Here is a 19,606-nt window from a genome sequence, read left to right on the forward strand (position 1 = left end):
TCGTTCGCGGGGGGCCGGGGGCGAAGGGCCGGCGCCGTCAGGCGGGTACGGCGTCCCCGGCCGGCGGGGCGGCAGCGGGCCCGCACTCCGCGTGCCGGAGCCCGGCGTCGTGCATCGGCATGTCGGTCAGGCCCGGGTAGTAGACGTGCAGGCTGACGGCCGGTTCGAGCGAGTCGTTGACGACCTCGTGCGCGTATCCGGGAGCGAAGACGCGCTGCGCGCCCTGCGCCAGCGTCCGCACGCCCCGCTCCGTACGCTCCGTCAGCCGGCCTTCGAGGACGGTCAGTACGCCGGAGGACCCGCCGTGGTCGTGCAGACCGGTGCCCTGTCCGGGGACCCAGGACAGCAGCCACACCTCGTAGCCGGGGCCGGTGTGCAGCCGGTGGTACCAGCGGCTGGTGGCGTCGTACTGGACGAGCGGTGCCCACCGCGCGCGGTCGGCGGCGACGGAGCGGGCGAGCCCCGCGAATTCGGCGACGGTCGAGGGGTGCGCCTTGGCGGGCTGGAGCAGGTGCTGTACGGCGAGGATGTCGCCTGCGATCTGGAGGTCGCTGTCGCTGTTCATGGAGTGGGGTGGTCCCTCGGAATGAAGAAGCGGTGCGGTTGCGGTGCGGGGGCGCGCGAGCGGTACGCGCACGAAGCTGCGGGGCACGCGGCGGAGGACGCCGCGGGAGGTGCTGCGAGGAAGAGCTGGAGCGCTACGGCATCAACAGCTGGGACAGCTGCAGCGACAGCACGTCAGGGCGGGCAGGACAGCGCGGCGGAACCCACGGGCGTGGGTCGCGGAGGGCGCTGTGGTCGCTGGCATGGGTCAAAGGTGACCGGCCCGATATACCGCTGTCAACCCAATGCCCGATTTGGCGGCAATGTTTCACCTCATCCGGTTACTCCGTCCGGAGAAAGGTTTGTGCGGTCGCGAAGTCGGACACATGGCGCTGCAACCGCCCGCGCAAACGTCGTCGCGGTCTCGTGACCTGACTGTGATCCGGGTCGCTTCACCGCCTCGATCGCAACAAGATCGAAGCCGCGGACGTCTCCCCTTCAAGAGGTGCGCAGACGTGCCGAAAGGAAGGGTGCGGGCGCGGGAGCGGCATGTGTCTCATTTTTGCTGATTTGAACACTTTCCGCATAGCTTTGGTTCCGCAGAGTGAATACCGGGCCCAATAGCAGATCTCGGCTTGACTGGCCCGGAGCACCGCACTTGTAATTTCACCCGTGTCGTTCGCCTGAAAACGGGAAAGCGGGGCGACACGTACGGGGACGCAATGACAGACGAGGGGCGCACATGACCGAGTTGTTCCAGGAACTGCTGGTCGAGGACGCGGACGAGGAACTCGGCTGGCAGGAGCGCGCGTTGTGCGCCCAGACCGATCCCGAGTCCTTCTTCCCCGAGAAGGGCGGTTCCACGCGCGAGGCGAAGAAGGTGTGCCTCGCGTGCGAAGTCCGTTCGGAATGTCTCGAATACGCGCTCGCCAATGACGAAAGATTCGGAATCTGGGGCGGGCTGTCCGAGCGTGAGCGCCGACGGCTGAAGAAAGCCGCCGTCTGAGCGCCGCTCCACCGTCTCCGGCCGCCGCCGCGGGCCCACCCCCCGCCGGACGCCACCCGGCCGCCCGCCGTGCCGACGCCACCGCGGCGAAACGGCACACAGCCACGCACAGGCGCGAACAGGCGCAAGACAAGAGGCGTACAGCTGAGGCGTGACCATCGGTCCGCCGCCGGTGCTCTGTCCACAGGCGGCGGACCGCCGTCGTGCCAGCCATTAGTGTGGGGCTCCGTCCGAGATGCTCCCACGCCCCCAGCGGGCGACCCCCGGCCGGAGGGCCCGTACCTCGATGTCCGCCACCACCGCCGCGTTCTCCCCCGCATCGCCCGCGCACCAGCCCGAGTTCCCGCGACATGTCGTCACGGCCGTGCTCGTCTCCCACGACGGTGCCCGCTGGCTGCCGGACGTCCTCGCCGGGCTGCTCGGCCAGGAACGCCCCGTACAGAACGTCGTCGCCGCCGACACCGGCAGCGCCGACGACTCCGCACGGCTGGTCACCGAGGCGATCGGCGACGAGCGGGTGCTCCACCTCGCCCGCCGCACCGGCTTCGGCGCCGCCGTCGAGGAGGCCGCCCGGACGGCGGCCGTCCTCGGCCCCGACGACCTGCCGTACCTGAAGCGGCCCAGCGGCTGGGATCCCGTCAGCCGCACCTGGCGCGACGAGGCGTACGACATGCCGGAGCTGCCGCACGGCGAGCCCGTCCAGTGGCTGTGGCTGCTCCACGACGACTCCGCCCCCGAGCCCGACGCCCTCGCCGAGCTCCTCCGCGTCGCCGACAGCGACGAGTACGCCGCGATCGTCGGCCCCAAGCTGCGCGGCTGGTACGACCGCAAGCAGCTGCTCGAAGTCGGCGTCTCCATCGCCAACAGCGGCCGCCGCTGGACCGGGCTGGACCGCCGCGAACAGGACCAGGGCCAGCACGACCAGATCCGCTCCGTCCTGTCCGTCTCCAGTGCCGGCATGCTCATCCGCCGCGACGTCTTCGAGCAGCTCGGCGGCTTCGACCGGCGCCTGCCCCTGATGCGCGACGACGTCGACCTGTGCTGGCGCGCCCACACCGCCGGCCACCGCGTCCTCGTCGCCCCCGACGCCGTCCTGCGCCACGCCGAGGCGTCCGCGCGCGAGCGGCGCAGCGTCGACTGCGTGGGGCGCTCCGTGGCCAGCCCGCACCGCGTCGACAAGGCCGGCGCCGTCTACACCCTGCTGGCCAACGCGCGCGGCGCCGCCTTCCCCTGGGTCCTGCTCCGCCTGGTCGTCGGCACGCTGCTGCGCACCCTCGCCTACCTCGTCGGCAAGGCCCCCGGCCAGGCCGTCGACGAGGTCATGGGCCTCTTCGGCACCCTGCTGCGGCCCGAGCGGATCATCGCCGCCCGCCGCAGACGCGGCCGTCGGGCCGTCGAACCGGCCGAACTGCGCCCCCTGTTCCCGCCGCCCGGCGCCACCGTCCGCGCCACCGTCGAGCAGGTGATGTCCGACTTCGGCGGCTCGGACGCCGATTCGGGCGGCTCCCGGCACGGTGCCGTGGAGTCCGGACCGGGCGGGGACGACGCCGACTACCTGGAGGTCGAGCAGTTCGCCCGCCTGAAGAAGATCGCCCGCAAACCGGGCCCGGTCCTCTTCGCCCTGCTGCTCGTCGTCTCCGTGATCGCCTGCCGCGGCCTGTTCGGCGCCGGCTCCCTCGCCGGCGGCGCGCTGCTGCCCGCCCCCGACGGGGTCGGCGAGCTGTGGAGCCGGTACGCCGACGCCTGGCACCCGCTCTCCACCGGCGGCACCCAGAGCGCGCCCCCGTACCTGGCGGTCCTCGCCGCCCTGTCCGCGCTGTTCCTCGGGTCGACCGGGTTCGCACTGACCGTGCTGCTCGTCTGCTCCGTACCGCTGGCCGGTGTGACCGCGTACTTCGCCTCCCGCGCGCTCGTCGAGTCCCGGCTCCTGCGCGCCTGGGGCGCCATCGCGTACGCCTTCCTGCCGGCCGCGACCGGCGCCCTGGCCACCGGGCGGCTCGGCACGGCCGTCCTCGCCGTCGTCCTGCCGCTGCTCGCCCGCGCCGCCGTCGCCGCCCACGGGCTGCGCGGCGGCGGGAGGGGCGCGGCGCGCGGCAGCTGGCGCGCCACCTGGGCCTACACCCTGCTGATCACCTTCACCATGGCGTTCACGCCGGTCGTCTGGCCGCTCGCCGTGGTCCTCGGCATCGCCGTCCTGGTCCTGCGGCGCGACGACATCACCGCGTACGGGCTGCGCTTCCTCGCCGCCGTCGGCACCCCGCTGCTCGTCCTCGCCCCCTGGTCGCTGTCGCTGCTGACCGACCCGTCCGCCTTCTTCAAGGAGGCGGGCATGGACATCGGTGCCGGGTCGGCGAGCGCGCTGGACCTGCTGGGCGCCGACCCGGGCGGTCCGAAGACCGTCGGCGGACTCGTCCTCAGCGGTCTGGTCCTGGCGGCGCTGGCGGCCCTGCTGCGCGGCGAGCGCCGGTTCGCGGTCCTCGCCGCCTGGGTCACCGCGCTGACCGGCCTGGTCTTCGCCGTGGCCGGCAACGCGTCGGGCTGGGCCGGCCCCGCCACCCTCGTGTACGGCATCGCCCTGCTCGCGGCGGGCATGCTCGGCGCCGAAGGCGGCCGTACGCGTGTCGCCGCGCAGAGCTTCGGCTGGCGCCAGCCCGTGGCCGTGCTGATCGCCCTCGCCGCCGCGGCCGGCCCCCTCGTCTCGGCGGCCGGCTGGATGCTCGGCGGCGCCGCCGGACCACTGGAGCGGCGCGACCCGGTGCAGGTCCCGGCGTTCGTCGCCGAGGAGAGCGACACCCGCGACCAGCCGCGCACCCTGGTCCTCGGCGGCACCTCGCCGGGCGAGGTCGCGTACACCCTGGTCCGCGGCTCCGGCGGGCGTCTCGGTGACGCCGAGCTCACCGCGGCCGGCGGCGGCGACGCCCGCCTCGACAAGGTCGTCGCCCACCTCGTCGCGGGCTCCGGCGCCGACCAGTCGGACCAGCTCAGCGGCTTCGCCATCCGGTACGTACTGGTACGGGACGGCGCGCCGCGCCGGATGAGCCGCGTCCTGGACGCCACGCCCGGCCTCAGCCGGCTCAGCCAGATCGACGGCAGCGCGCTGTGGCGCGTCGACCGCCAGGTCGCCCGGGCCACCATCGTCCCCGGCGGCGACGGCAAGGGCGAGCGGCTTCCGGTCGCTTCCGGCCCGGTCGAGGCGCACACCGAGATCCCCTCCGGGGCCCCCGGTCGCATCCTGCGCATCGCGGACCGCGCCGACGACGGCTGGCAGGCCGCCCTCGACGGGCGGGCGCTGAAGAAGACGACCGTCGACGGCTGGGCGCAGGGCTTCGAACTGCCCGCCGAGGGCGGCCGCCTCGACCTGACCTACGAGGCCCCCCTCACCCACACCGCATGGGTCTGGACCCAGTGCTTCCTCGCCGTGGTGCTCCTCGTGCTGGCCCTGCCGGGGCGGCGCCGCGACATCGACGACGACCTCCCGGAGGAGGCCGTCGTGATCCCGGCGCAGGACATCACGGGCGACGGGCGCAGGGCCCGCCGGCTGCGCGCCGCGGCGGAGGCCGCGGAGGCCGAAGCCGCCGGGGCCGGCCTGCCGGGCGCCGACGGCCCGGACCCCGCCACCGGCTCCGCTGCCGCACCCGCCCCCGTACCGGATGCCGACCCGTACGCGGCGCAGGCACAGCAGCAGGCGCAACAGCCCTACGAACAGCCCTACGAACAGCCCTACGGGCAGCAGCAGTACGACCCGTACCAGCAGCCGTACGACCCCTACCGGCAGCAGTACCCGCAGCAGCAGTACGAGCAGTACCCCGCGCAGGACGCGCACCAGCAGCACCAGCCGCAGCAGCCGCCCCAGCAATACGACGCGTACCAGCACTACCAGCAGCAGTACCCGCAGGGTCAGCCGCAGTACGAGCCGGGGCAAGGCACCGGCCAGGGCCAGTACGAGCCGGACCAGAGCTCCGGCCAGGGGCAGTACGAGCAGGACCAGGGGCAGTACGGGCAGGGCCCGTACGACCCCTACGGCTACGAGACCGAGCAGCGTCCCGACGGGAGCAGCAACCAGTGAACCGGACGACCCTCTCCCTCCTCGCGGCCGTCACCGCCCTCGCCGCCGTCACCGGCTTCGCCGCGCTGACCCAGCCGGACGGCGCCGCCGGCCCGGCGGCCGCGGCGAAGGCCCCGGTCCGGCTCCCGGTGGAGCGCTCCAGCCTGCTGTGCCCCGCCCCCAGCACCTCCGAGGTGGCGGAGACGCTGTACACGTCCTTCACCCCCGCCGCCACCGGGTCCGGCGGCGAGAAGGGCGCGGCCGAGCTGAAGCCGTCCGCCGAGGAGGCGGCCGACGAGACGACGGCCGACACCGGGAAGGACGGCAAGAAGGCGGACGCGGCCAAGGCGAAGAAGCCGGCCGCGGCCGACAAGCCGGTGGTGACCCTCGCCCAGCCCGGCAAGCCGGTCTCCGCCGAAGCCGACGGCGGCGACGCCCCGGCCCTCGTCGGGACCGCATCCGGCCGTCTCGCCCCCGGCTGGACCACCCAGCAGACCACCACGGTCCCGGCTGGCGGCGCGCGCGGCCTGCTCGGCGTCAGCTGTACCGCCCCGGACACCGACTTCTGGTTCCCCGGCGCCTCGACCGCCAAGCAGCGCCAGGACTACGTCCACCTGACCAACCCCGACGACACGGCCGCCGTCGCCGACATCGAGCTGCACGGGCCGAAGGGCGCCCTCAAGACCCAGCTCACCGAAGGCATCACGGTCCCCGCCCGGTCCAGCGTGCCGGTCCTGCTGTCCACCCTGACGACGGACCCGGCCGCCGACGACGTCACCGTCCACGTCACCACCCGCAGCGGCCGCGTCGGCGCGGTGGTGCGCTCCGCGGACGACACGCTCGGCAGCGACTGGCTGCCCGCCTCCGCCGACCCCTCCGGCACGCTGGTGCTGCCCGGCATCCCGGCGGACGCCACGTCCGTACGGCTGGTGGCGTTCGCGCCCGGCGAGGACGACGCCGACCTCAGGATCCAGCTCGCCGGCCCCACGGGCACCTTCGTCCCGGCCGCCGCGCGCGAACTGCACGTCAAGTCAGGGATGACCGCGTCCGTCGACCTCAAGGACGTCACGCGGGGCGAGGCCGGCTCGCTGGTCCTGTCGCCGGCCCAGGCCCGGCGCGCCACGCCGGTGGTCGCGGCGCTGCGTGTCGTCCGCGGCAAGGGCGACAAGCAGGAGGTCGCCTTCATCCCGGCGACCGGCCCGGTCGGCGCGCGGGGCACCGTCGCGGACAACCGCGACAAGGGCACGACGCTGTCGCTGACCGCGCCCACCACGACCGCGCAGGTCAAGGTCACGGCCTCGGCGGGCACCGGGGCGGGCACGCCGACCAGCAAGACGTACACGGTCAAGGCCGGTACGACGCTGGCGGTCACCCCGCCGGTCCCGGCGGGCCTGAAAGGCTCGTACGCGCTGACGGTCGAGACTGTCTCGGGCGGCCCGGTGCACGCGGCGCGCACGCTGGCCGTCCCGGACGACGGCATCCCGATGTTCACGGTGCAGACCGTGGCGGACGACCGCGGCACCGTGGAGGTGCCGGCGGCCAGGCAGGACCTGTCGGTCCTGGACGACTGAGCCGCTCAGTCCTGCCCGTACCGGGGGTCCACGGACTCCGGCGCGAGTCCCAGCAGGTCGGCGACCTGCTCCACGACGACCTCGTGCACGAGCAGGGCCCGCTCGTCGCGGCTCTTGGCGCGCAGCTCCACCGGCCGCCGGTAGACGACGATCCGGGCCGGCCGGTCACGCCCGGCCGGCACCGAGGTGCCCAGGGGGACGGACTCGTCGGGGGACGCCGGCACCTCCAGGACGTGGAAGTCGACCTCGGCGAGCTGGGGCCAGCGGCGCTCCAGCCGTTCGACGGAGTCCTGCACCAGATCCCGGAAGGTGTCCGCGCGGGTGGCGGAGAGCGGTACCTGGGGCGGGGCGACGGGCCCGCGCATGCCGCGGCCGTGCCGATCGCGGCGGCGGGGAGGTACGGAACTGTCCATCACTCACGCAGGGTAGCTCTCCCCTCGCCCATGTCGCTTATTGAACATTCCGGCCACGCATGCGCTCGATTTGGCACAGCTGGTCGATCGCTTCTCTCGTCTGGAATGACCGCATTCATTCCGGCTGGTGTCGGGTGCCCCCGCTGCTACCGGCTGGCGCGGCTCTCCTCCCGCGCAGGTCAGGGGAGTTGCCCCGAAGGGCGCTGTGCCGGACGTCACACCGCGACACGGGCGAGTGACGTGGTGGAGAGTCGTCGCGGCCCGCTCAAGAGTGCGGTACCGTCCAACATCGTGAGCCCTGTACGTCGCTGTTCGCGCACCGCGTGCGGCCGCCCTGCCGTCGCGACACTGACGTACGTCTATGCCGACTCGACTGCGGTCCTCGGCCCGCTCGCCACCTACGCCGAGCCCCACTGCTACGACCTGTGCGCCGAGCACAGCGAGCGCCTGACGGCGCCGCGCGGCTGGGAGGTCGTCCGGCTGTCCGACGGCTCCGGCCCCGCCCGCCCGAGCGGTGACGACCTGGAGGCGCTCGCCAACGCCGTACGCGAAGCGGCCCGCCCGCAGGAGCGGGAGCGGGCGGCGCAGGCCGGCGGCAAGGGCGGCGGCCGGGCCGGCGACCCCGTGGAGGTCGGCCGCCGTGGCCACCTGCGGGTGCTGCGCTCCCCCGACGCCTGATCACCGGCTCTCCGTACGACGCCGGGGCCCCGGCCCGCGCCCGGCACCGACCCCGGCTCGTGGTTCCCGCCCCGGACCCTCCAGGTACTTTGTCTACTCCACAAAGGCATGCAGGAGGGTTCGGCCAGTGACTGCTGATCTGTCTGATCTGTCGCAGATCGTGAAGGCATACGACATCCGCGGGGTGGTGCCGGATCAGTGGGACGACAAGCTGTCCGAGCTGTTCGGCGCGGCGTTCGTCCGGGTGACGGGCGCCGGCGCGATCGTGGTGGGCCACGACATGCGGCCCTCCTCACCGGCCCTGTCGGCCGCCTTCGCGCGCGGAGCGGCGGCGCAGGGCGCCGACGTCACGCTGATCGGGCTGTGCTCGACGGACCAGCTGTACTTCGCCTCGGGTCTGCTCGACCTGCCGGGCGCGATGTTCACGGCGTCGCACAACCCGGCCCAGTACAACGGCATCAAGCTGTGCCGGGCGGGCGCGGCGCCCGTCGGGCAGGACACCGGCCTGGCGGAGATCCGCTCGCTGGTCGAGTCGTGGCGCGCCACGGGCGCCCCGGCCCCGGCGGCGACGCCCGGCACGGTGGGGGAGCGCGAGACGCTCACCGACTACGCCGCCCACCTGAAGTCCCTGGTCGACCTGACCGCGATGCGCCCGCTGAAGGTCGTCGTCGACGCGGGCAACGGCATGGGCGGCCACACCGTCCCCACGGTCTTCGAGGGCCTGCCCCTCACGCTCGTACCGCTGTACTTCGAGCTGGACGGCACCTTCCCCAACCACGAGGCGAACCCGCTGGACCCGGCCAACCTCGTCGACCTCCAGGCCCGCGTGGTCGCGGAGGGCGCCGACCTCGGCCTCGCCTTCGACGGCGACGCCGACCGCTGCTTCGTGGTGGACGAGCGGGGCGAGCCCGTGCCCCCGTCGGCGATCACCGCTCTCGTCGCCGCGCGCGAACTCGCCAAGCACCCGGGCGGCACGGTCATCCACAACCTGATCACCTCCTGGTCCGTCCCCGAGGTCGTCCGGGAGAACGGCGGCACCCCGGTGCGCACGCGGGTCGGCCACTCCTTCATCAAGGCGGAGATGGCCCGGACCGGCGCGATCTTCGGCGGCGAGCACTCGGCCCACTACTACTTCCGGGATTTCTGGAACGCCGACACCGGCATGCTGGCCGCCCTCCACGTCCTGGCGGCCCTGGGCGAGCAGGAGGCCCCGCTGTCCGCGCTGGTCGCCTCGTACGACCGCTACACCGGCTCCGGCGAGATCAACTCCACCGTCCCGGACCAGGCCGGCCGCACCGCGGCGGTGCGCGAGGTCTTCGCCGCCCGGCCCGGCGTCACCCTCGACGAGCTCGACGGCCTGACGGTCACGTCCGCCGACTGGTGGTTCAACCTCCGCCCCTCCAACACGGAACCGCTGCTGCGCCTGAACGTCGAGGCGAGGGACGAGCCGATGATGGCGAAACTCCGCGACGAGGTGCTGGCGCTCATCCGCGCCTCCTGAGGCCGGACCACGGGATGACGGGCCACCGGGACACGGAGCCTCGCCCGGCCCGGCAGGCCCGGCTCGTTCCGCCAGGCCAGGCCGGGCCAGACCCGGCGCGGGCGGCGCGGCTAGGCCTGGCCCGCGGCACCCGCCCCGTCGGCGTGGGCGACCCGCCCGCGCGGCGCGGCGGGACCGCTGCGGTCGGCGGTGCTCGGCGGTGGGGCCTCGCGGCCTCCCGGCGGGGGTTCCGGCGGCGGGCCCCGGCAAGAGCCGGCGGGCTTCCGCGCTCGTGCCGTACCCCGGGCCGGGGGCGGAGCGGGGGTTACGGCGCGGCACCGGCGGCGTGAGCCGGCCTTCACCGGCGGCTGCTCCCGGCGGGAGGTGGCCGCTGCTGTTGCTGTACGCCGGTCCGGGAGCGGGCGCCCGCCCGACGCCCGATGCCCCGCGCCGGTCACGGTCCCGCACCCGGTCACGGGCCCCGCGCCCGCCCCGCCCTCACCGCCCGCAGCCGGCCTCCCGCACCCCTCCGAAGGGGCCGCGGGGCCTCCCGCCGGTTTCGGGACGGGCGGGCCGGGGGAGACGCACCCCGCACCGAGCCGCGCCCCCCGGTGCCCAGCGGTAGGCTGACGTGGCGTTATCCGCACAAGTGCAAACCACCCGCGACCCACCCCGTGCGAAGGGACCCCGCCCCATGCCGCTCGAAGCCGGCCTCCTCGAGATCCTCGCCTGCCCCGCCTGCCACGCACCGCTCAGCGACCGCACGGCAGCCGAGACACCCGAGCTGATCTGCACCGGGACCGACTGCGGCCTGGCGTACCCCGTGCGGGACGGCATCCCGGTGCTGCTGGTCGACGAGGCACGCCGCCCGGCCTGACGCGCCGGCCCCGCCCGCGCCACCGCGCGACGCGGCCGGCCACAGCAGCACCGCACCGTCCCGCCCCACCCTCGTACGGCGATCGGAGGCCCCACCCCATGCTCGACGAGTCGCTGCTCGACGACCCGGACGCCCTGGCCCGGGCCGACAGCCGCGGCCTCCTCCGCGGGGCCGCCGAAGCCGGTGCGCGCGTACGCACCGCCGCACGCCACGCCACGGAGGCCGGGGTGACGGAGCTCCAGGCGGAGGGCCGCCCCCGCGCCGTACTCGTCGCGGGTCCCGGTACCGCGGCCATCGGAGTCGCCGACCTGGTCTCCGCCCTCGCCGGTGCCTCCGCGCCCGTCGCCCACCTGCACTCCAGCGGTGTGGCCCCGGCCGCCGGCGCCCTGCGCTGGGCGCTCCCCGGCTGGGTCGGCTCCGTGGACCTGCTGCTCATCGTCACCACCGACGGCACGGAGCCCGGCCTGGCCCTCCTCGCGGAGCAGGCGTACCGCCGCGGCGTGACCGTCGTCGCCGTCGCCCCCCGGCCCTCGCCGCTCTCCGAAGCCGTCGACGGCCGTCACGGCCTGGTGGTCCCGATGGCCACCGCGCCCCACGAGGTGGACCAGGAGGAGACGCAGGCTGCGAGCCCGGCGCTGTGGGCGCTGTTCACGCCCCTCCTCGCCCTGCTCGACCGCGTCGGTTTGATCACTGCCCCCGCCGAGGTGCTGCAGAAGGTCGCCGACCGGCTCGACCGCATCGCCGAACGCTGCGGCCCGGCCGTCGCCACGTACAGCAACCCGGCCAAGACCCTCGCCGCCGAGCTCGCCGACACCATGCCCCTGATCTGGACGGAGGGCACGACGGCCGCCCCGGTCGGCCGCCGGTTCGCCGCCGTCCTGGCGGAGCTCGCCGGCCGCCCCGCCATCGTCGCGGAGCTCCCCGAGGCCCTGCCCACCCACACGGTGCTGCTCGCGGGCGACTTCGCCGCCGGCGCCGACCCGGACGACTTCTTCCGCGACCGCGTCGAGGAGGCCCAGGCCCTGCGCGCGCGGGTGGTGCTCCTGCGCGACCGCCCCGCAGGCGCCCTCACCGCCGCCCCGGCGGCCCGCGAACTCGCCCTCAGCCACGGCACCGCCATCAGCGAGCTCGAACCGGAGGAGGGCACCGAGCTGGAGACCCTCGCCGAGCTGCTCGCCGTGACGGACTTCGCGACCGGCTACCTCGCGCTGGCGTCGGGCGCCCACACCTGATCGACCCCGACAGACGCCCGTCAGACGCCCGCAGGCCGTCCGCCAGGACGACCCGCGACGGACGAGAAATGCGAAGGACCATGGACCGCCTCTCCAACACCGTCCGCCCCTACGCCTGGGGCTCCACGACGGCCATCCCGGAACTGCTCGGCACCGCCCCCACGGGCGAGCCCCAGGCCGAGATGTGGATGGGCGCCCACCCAGGCGCCCCCTCCCGCGTCACCCGCGGCGGAACCACCGGCCAACCCCTCTCCGCCCTCATCGACGCCGACCCGGAGGGGGAACTGGGCCCGGCCGCCGTCGCCCGGTTCGGCCCCCGCTTCCCCTTCCTCCTCAAGCTGCTCGCCGCCGCGGCCCCGCTCTCCCTCCAAGTCCACCCCGACCTGGGCCAGGCGCGGGAGGGGTACGCCGCCGAGGAGCGCGCGGGCATCCCCCTCGACGCACCCCACCGCAACTACAAGGACGCCAACCACAAGCCCGAGCTCCTCTGCGCCCTCACCCCCTTCGAGGGCCTGTGCGGCTTCCGTGCCCCCGACCGCTCCGCGGACCTCCTCGCCGCCCTCGACGTCGACTCCCTCAAGCCGTACGTCGACCTCCTGCGCGCCCACCCCGAGGACGCCGCGCTGCGCGAGGTCCTCTCGGCCGTGCTGTCCGCCGAGCGCACCGACATCGCGGCCACCGTCGCCGAAGCGGCCGCCGCCTGCGAGCGACTCGGCGGCGACCACGCGCCGTACGCCGTCCTCGCCCACCACTTCCCAGGTGACCCGGGCGTCCTCGCCGCCATGCTGCTCAACCACGTCAGGCTCCAGCCGGGCGAAGGCATCTACCTCGGCGCCGGCGTCCCGCACGCCTACCTCAGCGGCTTCGGCGTCGAGATCATGGCCAGCTCCGACAACGTCCTGCGCTGCGGCCTGACCCCCAAGCACGTCGACGTCCCCGAACTCCTGCGCGTCGTCCGCTTCGAGGCCGCGGACCCCGCCGTGCTGCGCCCCGAGGCCTCGGCCCCGTACGGCGAAGAGGTCTACGAGACACCGGTCGACGAGTTCCGCCTCTCCCGTTTCGTACGGGCCCAAGGTGCCGCGCCCGCCGACCTCACCACCCGCACTCCCCAGATCCTGCTCGCCACCGCCGGAGCCCCGCGCGCCGGCGAGCTCACCCTCACCCCCGGGCAGTCCGTCTTCGTCCCGGCAGGCGAAAAGGTCGAACTGTCCGGTACGGGCACCCTCTTCCGGGCCACAGCGGTGGCCTGACGCACCGCGTGCCCCGCCGGCTGCAACAATGTGCGGCCGTACGAACCACCACCCCCCTAAGTACCAGCGAAGGGACACCCGCACGCATGAGCGCGTCAGGCGGAACCAAGGCGATCGTGGCGGCCCTCGCCGCCAACCTCGCGATCGCGGCGAGCAAATTCGTGGCGTTCCTCTTCAGTGGTTCGTCGTCGATGCTGGCGGAGAGCGTGCACTCGCTCGCCGACTCCGGCAACCAGGGCCTGCTGCTGCTCGGCGGCAAGAAGGCCCAGAAGGAAGCCACCCCCCAGCACCCCTTCGGCTACGGCCGCGAGCGCTACATCTACGCCTTCCTCGTCTCGATCGTCCTTTTCTCGGTCGGCGGCATGTTCGCCATCTACGAGGGCTACGAGAAGATCAAGCACCCGCACGAGATCAAGGCCTGGTACTGGCCCGTCGGCGTCCTCATCTTCGCGATCATCGCCGAGACGTTCTCCTTCCGCACCGCCATCAAGGAGTCGAACGAGGTACGCGGTGGCCTGTCCTGGAAGGAGTTCGTCCGCCGGGCCAAGGCGCCGGAGCTGCCGGTCGTCCTGCTGGAGGACCTCGGCGCGCTGATCGGCCTCATCCTCGCCCTCGTCGGCGTCAGCCTGGCGCTGGTCACCGGCAACGGCGTGTGGGACGGTATCGGCACCCTCTGCATCGGCATCCTGCTGATCGTCATCGCGATCGTCCTGGCCGCCGAGACGAAGTCGCTGCTCCTCGGTGAGGCGGCCGGCGTGGACGAGGTGAAGAAGATCGAGGCCGCGCTCGTCGACGGCACCACGGTCACCCGCATCATCCACATGCGCACGCTCCACCTCGGCCCCGAGGAACTGCTGGTCGCCGCGAAGGTCGCCGTCGAGCACGACGACACGGCCGCCGAGGTCGCCGCCGCCATCGACGCCGCGGAGGAGCGGATCCGCGCCGCCGTCCCGATCGCCCGCGTGATCTACCTGGAGCCGGACATCTACAACGAGGCCGCCGCGGCCGCCGGCACCGCCCCGGGCGGGACCCCGGGCGGCCCCGGCACCGCCCACTGACGCCCGCCCCCGGCAGAAGGCCCCCGCCCGCATCCCGCGGGACGGGGGCCTCCGCCGTACCCGGCCCGGAATCCCGGTCCGCCCCGGTCCACCGAGCGGCCGGTCCGACGAGCCGCTGAGCCGCCGCAGGGCCCGGGCCATCGGTCGACCGAGTCACGGACCACCGAGTCAAGGACCAACGAGCCGCCAAGCCCCGAGCCGGGGCCTGCGCCCCCCGGCCTGCACCCCCGCACCTGTGCCCCGGCCCGCACCCCGCCCCTGGCCTGGACAAATCCCGGTTCCGGCCCCGCGCCGGCCGGATTCGGCCGAATCCCACACCCGGCCGGACTGTAGGACGCCGGACCGATCGGTGTAGATTCGTGACACAGCCAGACGTCGCTGCTGATGGCGGTCGGGCGGTCCACGACGGACCGTCCGAGGGAGAGAGGGCCTCCGACGACTGCACTGCGAGTGCCCGGGCATTCTTGTGCCCGACACCCGTAGAGCAAGCCGTACCCACCCTCGACCCAACACGAGGAGCAGCTCGAAATGACGACTGTCGCCAACCGACAGGACTTCAAGGTCGCCGATCTCTCCCTGGCCGAGTTCGGCCGCAAGGAGATCACCCTCGCCGAGCACGAGATGCCGGGCCTGATGGCGATCCGCAAGGAGTACGCCGAGGCCCAGCCGCTGGCCGGCGCCCGCATCACCGGCTCGCTGCACATGACCGTCCAGACGGCCGTGCTCATCGAGACCCTGGTCGCCCTCGGTGCGCAGGTGCGCTGGGCGTCCTGCAACATCTTCTCCACCCAGGACCACGCCGCCGCCGCAATCGCGGTCGGCCCCGAGGGCACCCCGGACAACCCGCAGGGCGTCCCGGTCTTCGCCTGGAAGGGCGAGACGCTGGAGGAGTACTGGTGGTGCACGGAGCAGGCGCTGACCTGGCCGGACGCGCCGACCGGCGGCCCGAACATGATCCTGGACGACGGCGGTGACGCCACCCTGCTCGTCCACAAGGGCGTCGAGTTCGAGAAGGCCGGCGAGGCCCCCGACCCGTCCACCGCGGACAGCGAGGAGTACGCCTGCATCCTGCGTCTCCTGAACCGCACCCTCGCCGAGGCCCCGCAGAAGTGGACCCGTCTCGCGTCGGAGATCCGCGGCGTGACCGAGGAGACCACGACCGGTGTCCACCGCCTGTACGAGATGCACCGCGACGGCACGCTGCTGTTCCCGGCCATCAACGTCAACGACGCGGTGACCAAGTCGAAGTTCGACAACAAGTACGGCTGCCGCCACTCGCTGGTCGACGGCATCAACCGCGCCACCGACGTCCTCATCGGCGGCAAGGTCGCGGTCGTCTGCGGCTACGGCGACGTGGGCAAGGGCTGCGCGGAGTCCCTGCGGGGCCAGGGCGCCCGCGTGATCGTCACCGAGATCGACCCGATCTGCGCGCTGCAGGCGGCGATGGACGGCTACCAGGTCACGACCCTCGACGACGTGATCGACCAGGCCGACATCTTCATCACCACGACCGGCAACAAGGACATCATCATGGCCTCGGACATGGCCAAGATGAAGCACCAGGCCATCGTCGGCAACATCGGCCACTTCGACAACGAGATCGACATGGCCGGCCTCGCGAAGGTCCCGGGCATCGTCAAGGACGAGGTCAAGCCGCAGGTCCACACCTGGACCTTCCCGGACGGCAAGAAGATCATCGTGCTGTCCGAGGGCCGCCTGCTGAACCTGGGCAACGCCACGGGCCACCCGTCCTTCGTGATGTCCAACAGCTTCGCGGACCAGACCCTGGCCCAGATCGAGCTGTACACGAAGCCCGAGGAGTACCCGACCGACGTCTACGTGCTGCCCAAGCACCTCGACGAGAAGGTCGCCCGGCTCCACCTCGACGCGCTCGGCGTGAAGCTCACCAAGCTCCGCCCCGAGCAGGCCGCCTACATCGGCGTCGACGTCGACGGCCCCTTCAAGCCGGACCACTACCGCTACTGAGTCGCCACCACCGGCCGCTGCCCACCGCTCCCGCGGACCGCGCCCGTGCACGGACGCGGTCCGCGGCACCGGTCCGCGGTGACGGGCAGCAGCCGGCAGGAACGCCCGGCAGCACGCACCAGGCAGGCCCCCGCACCCCCGTGGCGGGGGCCTGCCCCGTGCGCGGCTTCTTCACCGCCGACGACGAGGACCCGAGGACCCATGCCCCGCGGCCGCTATTCGCTTCATGATCCGCACGATCGCACCCCCCTCGGTGACGAACACTTCCACTGCGCACCCGGCCCCTCCGGCTGGCGCTACGTCTCGCAGACCACCACCCCCTCCGGCGATCACGCCGGCTCCGTCGACCTCGCCATCGACGACCTCGGCCGCCCCATCCGCCTCGAACTGCACGCCGCGAGCTGGCAGGTCCGCGGCGCGGCCCTGGACGGCGTCACCTGGGTCCGCACCGACCCCACCGGCACGCATGCCACCGAAGGCAATGTGCGCGCCCATGCCTTCACCGGCACCTCCCCGGCATTCCTCATCGCGATCTCACGCCTGCTGCGCCTCACCCCCTCGTCCCCCGCGACCCGCGTCCGCCTCGTCGCCTTCACGGACCCGGTGCTCGCACCCCTCACCGTCGACCAGTCGTGGGCCCTGGTGAGAAGTGAAGCGCACACCACTGACAACGGCCCCCTGACCGTGGACGAATACCAGGTCAGCGCCCTCGACACCGGTGAACAGCACACGATCCACATCGCCGGGGACGTGGTCCTCGCAGCGCCCGGTATCGAACTCGAAGACCTCGACACGCCGCCGTCGGTCTTCCCCTGACGCCAGGGGCACGAGCACTGCCCCGCGCCATCACCACAGGTCCCCGGCCCGGGCACCCACCGCCGACGAGGGCCGCGTCTCACGCAGGCGGCGCGAACCCCGTCGTCCGCGGCGCCTCGGCCGTCCCCCCGCCGGGTCCGGCCGCCCCGGAACCGCCGCCCGCCGGGGCCGGCCCCACCCCACCGGCTCCGGTGTCCGTACCACCAGCACCGGTACGGCTCGCATCACTAGCCCCAGCAGCCCCGGCAGTCGCCGCAGCCCCAGGGAGAACCCCCACCCCGCCCCCACCGGACGCACCCACCGGACCTACCGGACTCACCGAACCCACGGGCCCCACCACGCCAGCCCCATCCGCCACGGACCCGGTACCGCCCACCGACCCCGAGGCGAACGCCCGCCGCGCTTCCCGCGCCTGCCGCTCGTGCACCACCCCCGCCAGGTACTCCGCCGCGGGCACCCCCGGCGGCGGGGGTGCCCCGGTCCTCGCCACCAGCTCGTCCGCGAGCCTCTCCGCCAGTTCGCGCCCCACGTGCGGGTCGAGCTGCCGCATCCGGGTCAGGTACTGGCGTACCGCCAGCCACAGCTCGTCCGGCACCGCGGACAGATCGAGCGCGGCGAACCGCCCCACGAGCCACGGCGGCGGCGGAGGTACGGGCATCGCCCGGGCCGCCGGGACCCTTTCCCGTACGACCAGCGTCCCCGCGAAGACGTCGCCGATCCGCCGGCCCCGCGCCGACACCAGTGAGGCGATGCAGGCGATGACCCCGAACGACATCAGGATCTCCACCACGCCCATCGCCCCGCGCACCAGCGCGTGCCGGAAGCGGATCGGTCCCCCGTCGTCCCGCACCACCCTCAGCCCGCAGGCCAGCTTCCCCAGGGAGCGTCCATGACTCAGCGTCTCCACGGCGATCGGCGCACCCACGAGCACCAGCAGGAACGTCGCGATCGACACCGCCATCCCGGCGGCCTCGTCCAGCGATGCCGTCGCGATGGCCAGGCCCACGGATATGAGCAGATACGCCGCCCACACCACCGCCAGATCGATGAGCAGGGCCAGCGCCCGGCTCGGCAGCCGGGCGGGCTGCAGCCCGAGCACGACGGCGTCCCCTGTCACGACCCCACTCACAGCGCCACCCTTCTCCGGCCTTCCCCGACCCCGTCGAACTTCAGTCTGCCAAGCTGACCATCAGCGCGCCGCAGTAGTACGACCCGTACGCACCCAGTGCCTGGAGCAGCAGTCGATCATGGACCTCGACGTCTTCGTCACCGCCCACCGAGCCGAGTGGGACCGCTTGGAGCACCTCTTGCGGCGCGGCCGGCACCTCACCGGCGCCGAAGCCGACGAACTCGTCGCCCTGTACCAGCGCACCGCCACCCATCTGTCCCTCATCCAGTCCAGCGCGCCGGACCCCCTGCTCACCGCCCGGCTCACCCAGCTCGTGGCCCGTGCCCGCGCCACCGTCACGGGTACCCGCCGCGCCTCCTGGCGCGACGCCGTCCACTTCCTGACAGCCGGCTTTCCCGCGGCGGTCTACCGCTCGCGCCACTGGTGGATCCCGACGGCCGTGCTCTCCACCCTTCTCGCCGCGCTCATCGGCTGGTGGATCGGCACCCACCCCGAGGTCCAGTCCGCCATCGCCGCCCCGGACGAACTGCGCGAGCTGACCCGCCCCGGCGGCCAGTACGAGACCTACTACTCGAGCCACCCCGCTGCTTCCTTCGCCGCCCAGGTCTGGACGAACAATGCCCAGGCCGCCGCGATGTGCCTGGTCCTGGGAGCGTTCCTCTGCGTGCCCGTGATCGGGGTTCTCCTGCTCAACATGCTCAACCTCGGCCTGGGCCTCGGCCTGATGACCTCCGCGGGCCGCCTCGACACCTTCCTCGGGCTCGTCCTCCCGCACGGCCTCCTCGAACTCACCGCTGTCTTCGTCGCCGCGGGCACGGGCCTGCGCCTGGGCTGGACCCTGATCGACCCGGGCCCGCAGACCCGCCGCACCGCCATGGCACAGCAGGGCCGCGCCGCGATCGGCATGGCCATCGGTCTGGCCCTGGTCCTCTTCGTGTCCGGCGTGATCGAGGGCTTCGTGACCCCGTCCGGCCTCCCGACGTGGGCCCGCATCACCATCGGCGTCGTCGCGGAGCTCGCCTTCCTCGCGTACGTGTACGTCCTCGGCGGCCGCGCCGCCCGGGCCGGCGACACGGGCGACGTCGACGCATCCGAACGCAGCGCCGAGCTGCCCACCGCCGCCTGATGTGCGCAGGGCCCTGCTCTCCTGCTAGTGTCCCCTTCGCCCGGAGGACCCGTTGACACGGGACCGAAGGGGAGGTAGATTTAAACGGTTGCCTGGAGCTGGACAAGCTCAGGGGTAGCCGATAAAGTCTCACTCGCTCTGGTCGGAAACATGATTTCCGTGGAGCCACTCCGATTCCCTTCCGAATCAAAACGCCGATTAGGTCGGCCGAAATGATTCTGATAAAGTCGGATCAGCCGAAAGGCAAAGGCCCTCCAACGGCCACCGGAAACAGAATCCGAACCGGAAACGGAACGGAAAGCGGATCTGGTAAGGTTGGAAACAACGAAGGGAAGCGCCCGGAGGAAAGCCCGAGAGGGTGAGTACAAAGGAAGCGTCCGTTCCTTGAGAACTCAA

At 73.2% G+C, this 19,606-nt stretch carries 15 protein-coding genes; 12 read left to right on the forward strand and 3 right to left on the reverse strand.

Going from position 1 to position 19,606, the window contains the following annotated elements; genetic code table 11:
• Positions 1-37 precede the first annotated feature (37 nt).
• Positions 38-565: a cysteine dioxygenase gene (locus ACIA79_RS25285; RefSeq protein WP_399430598.1), complete on the reverse strand. Its 528-nt coding sequence runs from the start codon at positions 563-565 to the stop codon at positions 38-40.
• A 720-nt stretch (positions 566-1,285) separates the two neighbouring features.
• Between ACIA79_RS25285 and ACIA79_RS25290 the strand changes: the two genes are divergently transcribed.
• The 3 genes from ACIA79_RS25290 (at position 1,286) to ACIA79_RS25300 (ending at position 7,165) form a co-directional block, all read left to right on the forward strand.
• The gene (locus tag ACIA79_RS25290; RefSeq protein ID WP_023588371.1) at positions 1,286-1,549 is read left to right on the forward strand and encodes a WhiB family transcriptional regulator; all 264 of its coding nucleotides are present in this window, start codon (positions 1,286-1,288) and stop codon (positions 1,547-1,549) included.
• A 286-nt stretch (positions 1,550-1,835) separates the two neighbouring features.
• On the forward strand, positions 1,836-5,615 hold the full coding sequence (locus tag ACIA79_RS25295) for a glycosyltransferase (protein ID WP_399430599.1): 3,780 nt from the start codon (positions 1,836-1,838) through the stop codon (positions 5,613-5,615).
• The gene (locus ACIA79_RS25300; RefSeq protein ID WP_399430600.1) at positions 5,612-7,165 is read left to right on the forward strand and encodes a DUF5719 family protein; all 1,554 of its coding nucleotides are present in this window, start codon (positions 5,612-5,614) and stop codon (positions 7,163-7,165) included. The genes ACIA79_RS25295 and ACIA79_RS25300 overlap by 4 nt, the downstream gene beginning before the upstream one ends.
• 5 nt (positions 7,166-7,170) lie before the next feature.
• On the opposite strand, the gene ACIA79_RS25305 is transcribed toward ACIA79_RS25300, so the two are convergent.
• Positions 7,171-7,578 (reverse strand): metallopeptidase family protein, encoded by a 408-nt coding sequence (locus ACIA79_RS25305; protein ID WP_399430619.1) that lies wholly within the window; start codon positions 7,576-7,578, stop codon positions 7,171-7,173.
• 243 nt (positions 7,579-7,821) lie between these two features.
• Here ACIA79_RS25305 and ACIA79_RS25310 point away from each other — a divergent pair, with 243 nt between their 5' ends.
• The 8 genes from ACIA79_RS25310 to ACIA79_RS25345 all read left to right on the forward strand — a co-directional run bounded on the left by ACIA79_RS25310 (position 7,822) and on the right by ACIA79_RS25345 (position 16,955).
• Positions 7,822-8,256 (forward strand): DUF3499 domain-containing protein, encoded by a 435-nt coding sequence (locus tag ACIA79_RS25310; protein ID WP_078887484.1) that lies wholly within the window; start codon positions 7,822-7,824, stop codon positions 8,254-8,256.
• A 127-nt stretch (positions 8,257-8,383) separates the two neighbouring features.
• A complete protein-coding gene (locus ACIA79_RS25315; RefSeq protein WP_399430601.1) occupies positions 8,384-9,757 on the forward strand; it encodes a phosphomannomutase/phosphoglucomutase in 1,374 nt (457 codons plus the stop codon).
• A 673-nt stretch (positions 9,758-10,430) separates the two neighbouring features.
• Positions 10,431-10,613 carry a Trm112 family protein gene (locus ACIA79_RS25320; protein ID WP_399430602.1) on the forward strand — a complete coding sequence of 61 codons (183 nt, stop codon included), beginning with the start codon at positions 10,431-10,433 and terminating at the stop codon, positions 10,611-10,613.
• Between the two features lie 98 nt (positions 10,614-10,711).
• Positions 10,712-11,845 (forward strand): SIS domain-containing protein, encoded by a 1,134-nt coding sequence (locus ACIA79_RS25325; RefSeq protein ID WP_399430603.1) that lies wholly within the window; start codon positions 10,712-10,714, stop codon positions 11,843-11,845.
• 80 nt (positions 11,846-11,925) lie between these two features.
• Positions 11,926-13,095, forward strand: coding sequence for a mannose-6-phosphate isomerase, class I (gene manA, locus ACIA79_RS25330; protein WP_399430620.1), 1,170 nt, complete (start codon positions 11,926-11,928; stop codon positions 13,093-13,095).
• Positions 13,096-13,181: 86 nt separating this feature from the next.
• On the forward strand, positions 13,182-14,153 hold the full coding sequence (locus tag ACIA79_RS25335) for a cation diffusion facilitator family transporter (protein ID WP_399430604.1): 972 nt from the start codon (positions 13,182-13,184) through the stop codon (positions 14,151-14,153).
• A 528-nt stretch (positions 14,154-14,681) separates the two neighbouring features.
• The gene (gene ahcY, locus ACIA79_RS25340; RefSeq protein WP_399430605.1) at positions 14,682-16,139 is read left to right on the forward strand and encodes an adenosylhomocysteinase; all 1,458 of its coding nucleotides are present in this window, start codon (positions 14,682-14,684) and stop codon (positions 16,137-16,139) included.
• Between the two features lie 201 nt (positions 16,140-16,340).
• The gene (locus tag ACIA79_RS25345; protein WP_399430606.1) at positions 16,341-16,955 is read left to right on the forward strand and encodes a hypothetical protein; all 615 of its coding nucleotides are present in this window, start codon (positions 16,341-16,343) and stop codon (positions 16,953-16,955) included.
• 79 nt (positions 16,956-17,034) lie between these two features.
• Here the strand turns inward: ACIA79_RS25345 and ACIA79_RS25350 are convergent, their stop codons facing one another.
• Positions 17,035-18,072 carry an RDD family protein gene (locus tag ACIA79_RS25350; RefSeq protein ID WP_399430607.1) on the reverse strand — a complete coding sequence of 346 codons (1,038 nt, stop codon included), beginning with the start codon at positions 18,070-18,072 and terminating at the stop codon, positions 17,035-17,037.
• Positions 18,073-18,202: 130 nt separating this feature from the next.
• Between ACIA79_RS25350 and ACIA79_RS25355 the strand changes: the two genes are divergently transcribed.
• On the forward strand, positions 18,203-19,210 hold the full coding sequence (locus tag ACIA79_RS25355) for a stage II sporulation protein M (protein ID WP_399430608.1): 1,008 nt from the start codon (positions 18,203-18,205) through the stop codon (positions 19,208-19,210).
• Positions 19,211-19,606: the final 396 nt, after the last annotated feature.

The organism is Streptomyces sp. NPDC051310 (assembly GCF_044455245.1).
In the GTDB taxonomy this organism is placed as follows: domain Bacteria; phylum Actinomycetota; class Actinomycetes; order Streptomycetales; family Streptomycetaceae; genus Streptomyces.

What these genes read in the sequence shown, in the direction of transcription:
- ACIA79_RS25285 (WP_399430598.1), bottom strand. Translation starts at nt 565, where the DNA reads ATGAACAGCGACAGCGACCTCCAGATCGCAGGCGACATCCTCGCCGTA.
- ACIA79_RS25290 (WP_023588371.1), top strand. Translation starts at nt 1,286, where the DNA reads ATGACCGAGTTGTTCCAGGAACTGCTGGTCGAGGACGCGGACGAGGAA.
- ACIA79_RS25295 (WP_399430599.1), top strand. Translation starts at nt 1,836, where the DNA reads ATGTCCGCCACCACCGCCGCGTTCTCCCCCGCATCGCCCGCGCACCAG.
- ACIA79_RS25305 (WP_399430619.1), bottom strand. Translation starts at nt 7,578, where the DNA reads ATGGACAGTTCCGTACCTCCCCGCCGCCGCGATCGGCACGGCCGCGGC.
- ACIA79_RS25320 (WP_399430602.1), top strand. Translation starts at nt 10,431, where the DNA reads ATGCCGCTCGAAGCCGGCCTCCTCGAGATCCTCGCCTGCCCCGCCTGC.
- ACIA79_RS25325 (WP_399430603.1), top strand. Translation starts at nt 10,712, where the DNA reads ATGCTCGACGAGTCGCTGCTCGACGACCCGGACGCCCTGGCCCGGGCC.
- manA (WP_399430620.1), top strand. Translation starts at nt 11,926, where the DNA reads ATGGACCGCCTCTCCAACACCGTCCGCCCCTACGCCTGGGGCTCCACG.
- ACIA79_RS25335 (WP_399430604.1), top strand. Translation starts at nt 13,182, where the DNA reads ATGAGCGCGTCAGGCGGAACCAAGGCGATCGTGGCGGCCCTCGCCGCC.
- ahcY (WP_399430605.1), top strand. Translation starts at nt 14,682, where the DNA reads ATGACGACTGTCGCCAACCGACAGGACTTCAAGGTCGCCGATCTCTCC.
- ACIA79_RS25345 (WP_399430606.1), top strand. Translation starts at nt 16,341, where the DNA reads ATGCCCCGCGGCCGCTATTCGCTTCATGATCCGCACGATCGCACCCCC.
- ACIA79_RS25355 (WP_399430608.1), top strand. Translation starts at nt 18,203, where the DNA reads ATGGACCTCGACGTCTTCGTCACCGCCCACCGAGCCGAGTGGGACCGC.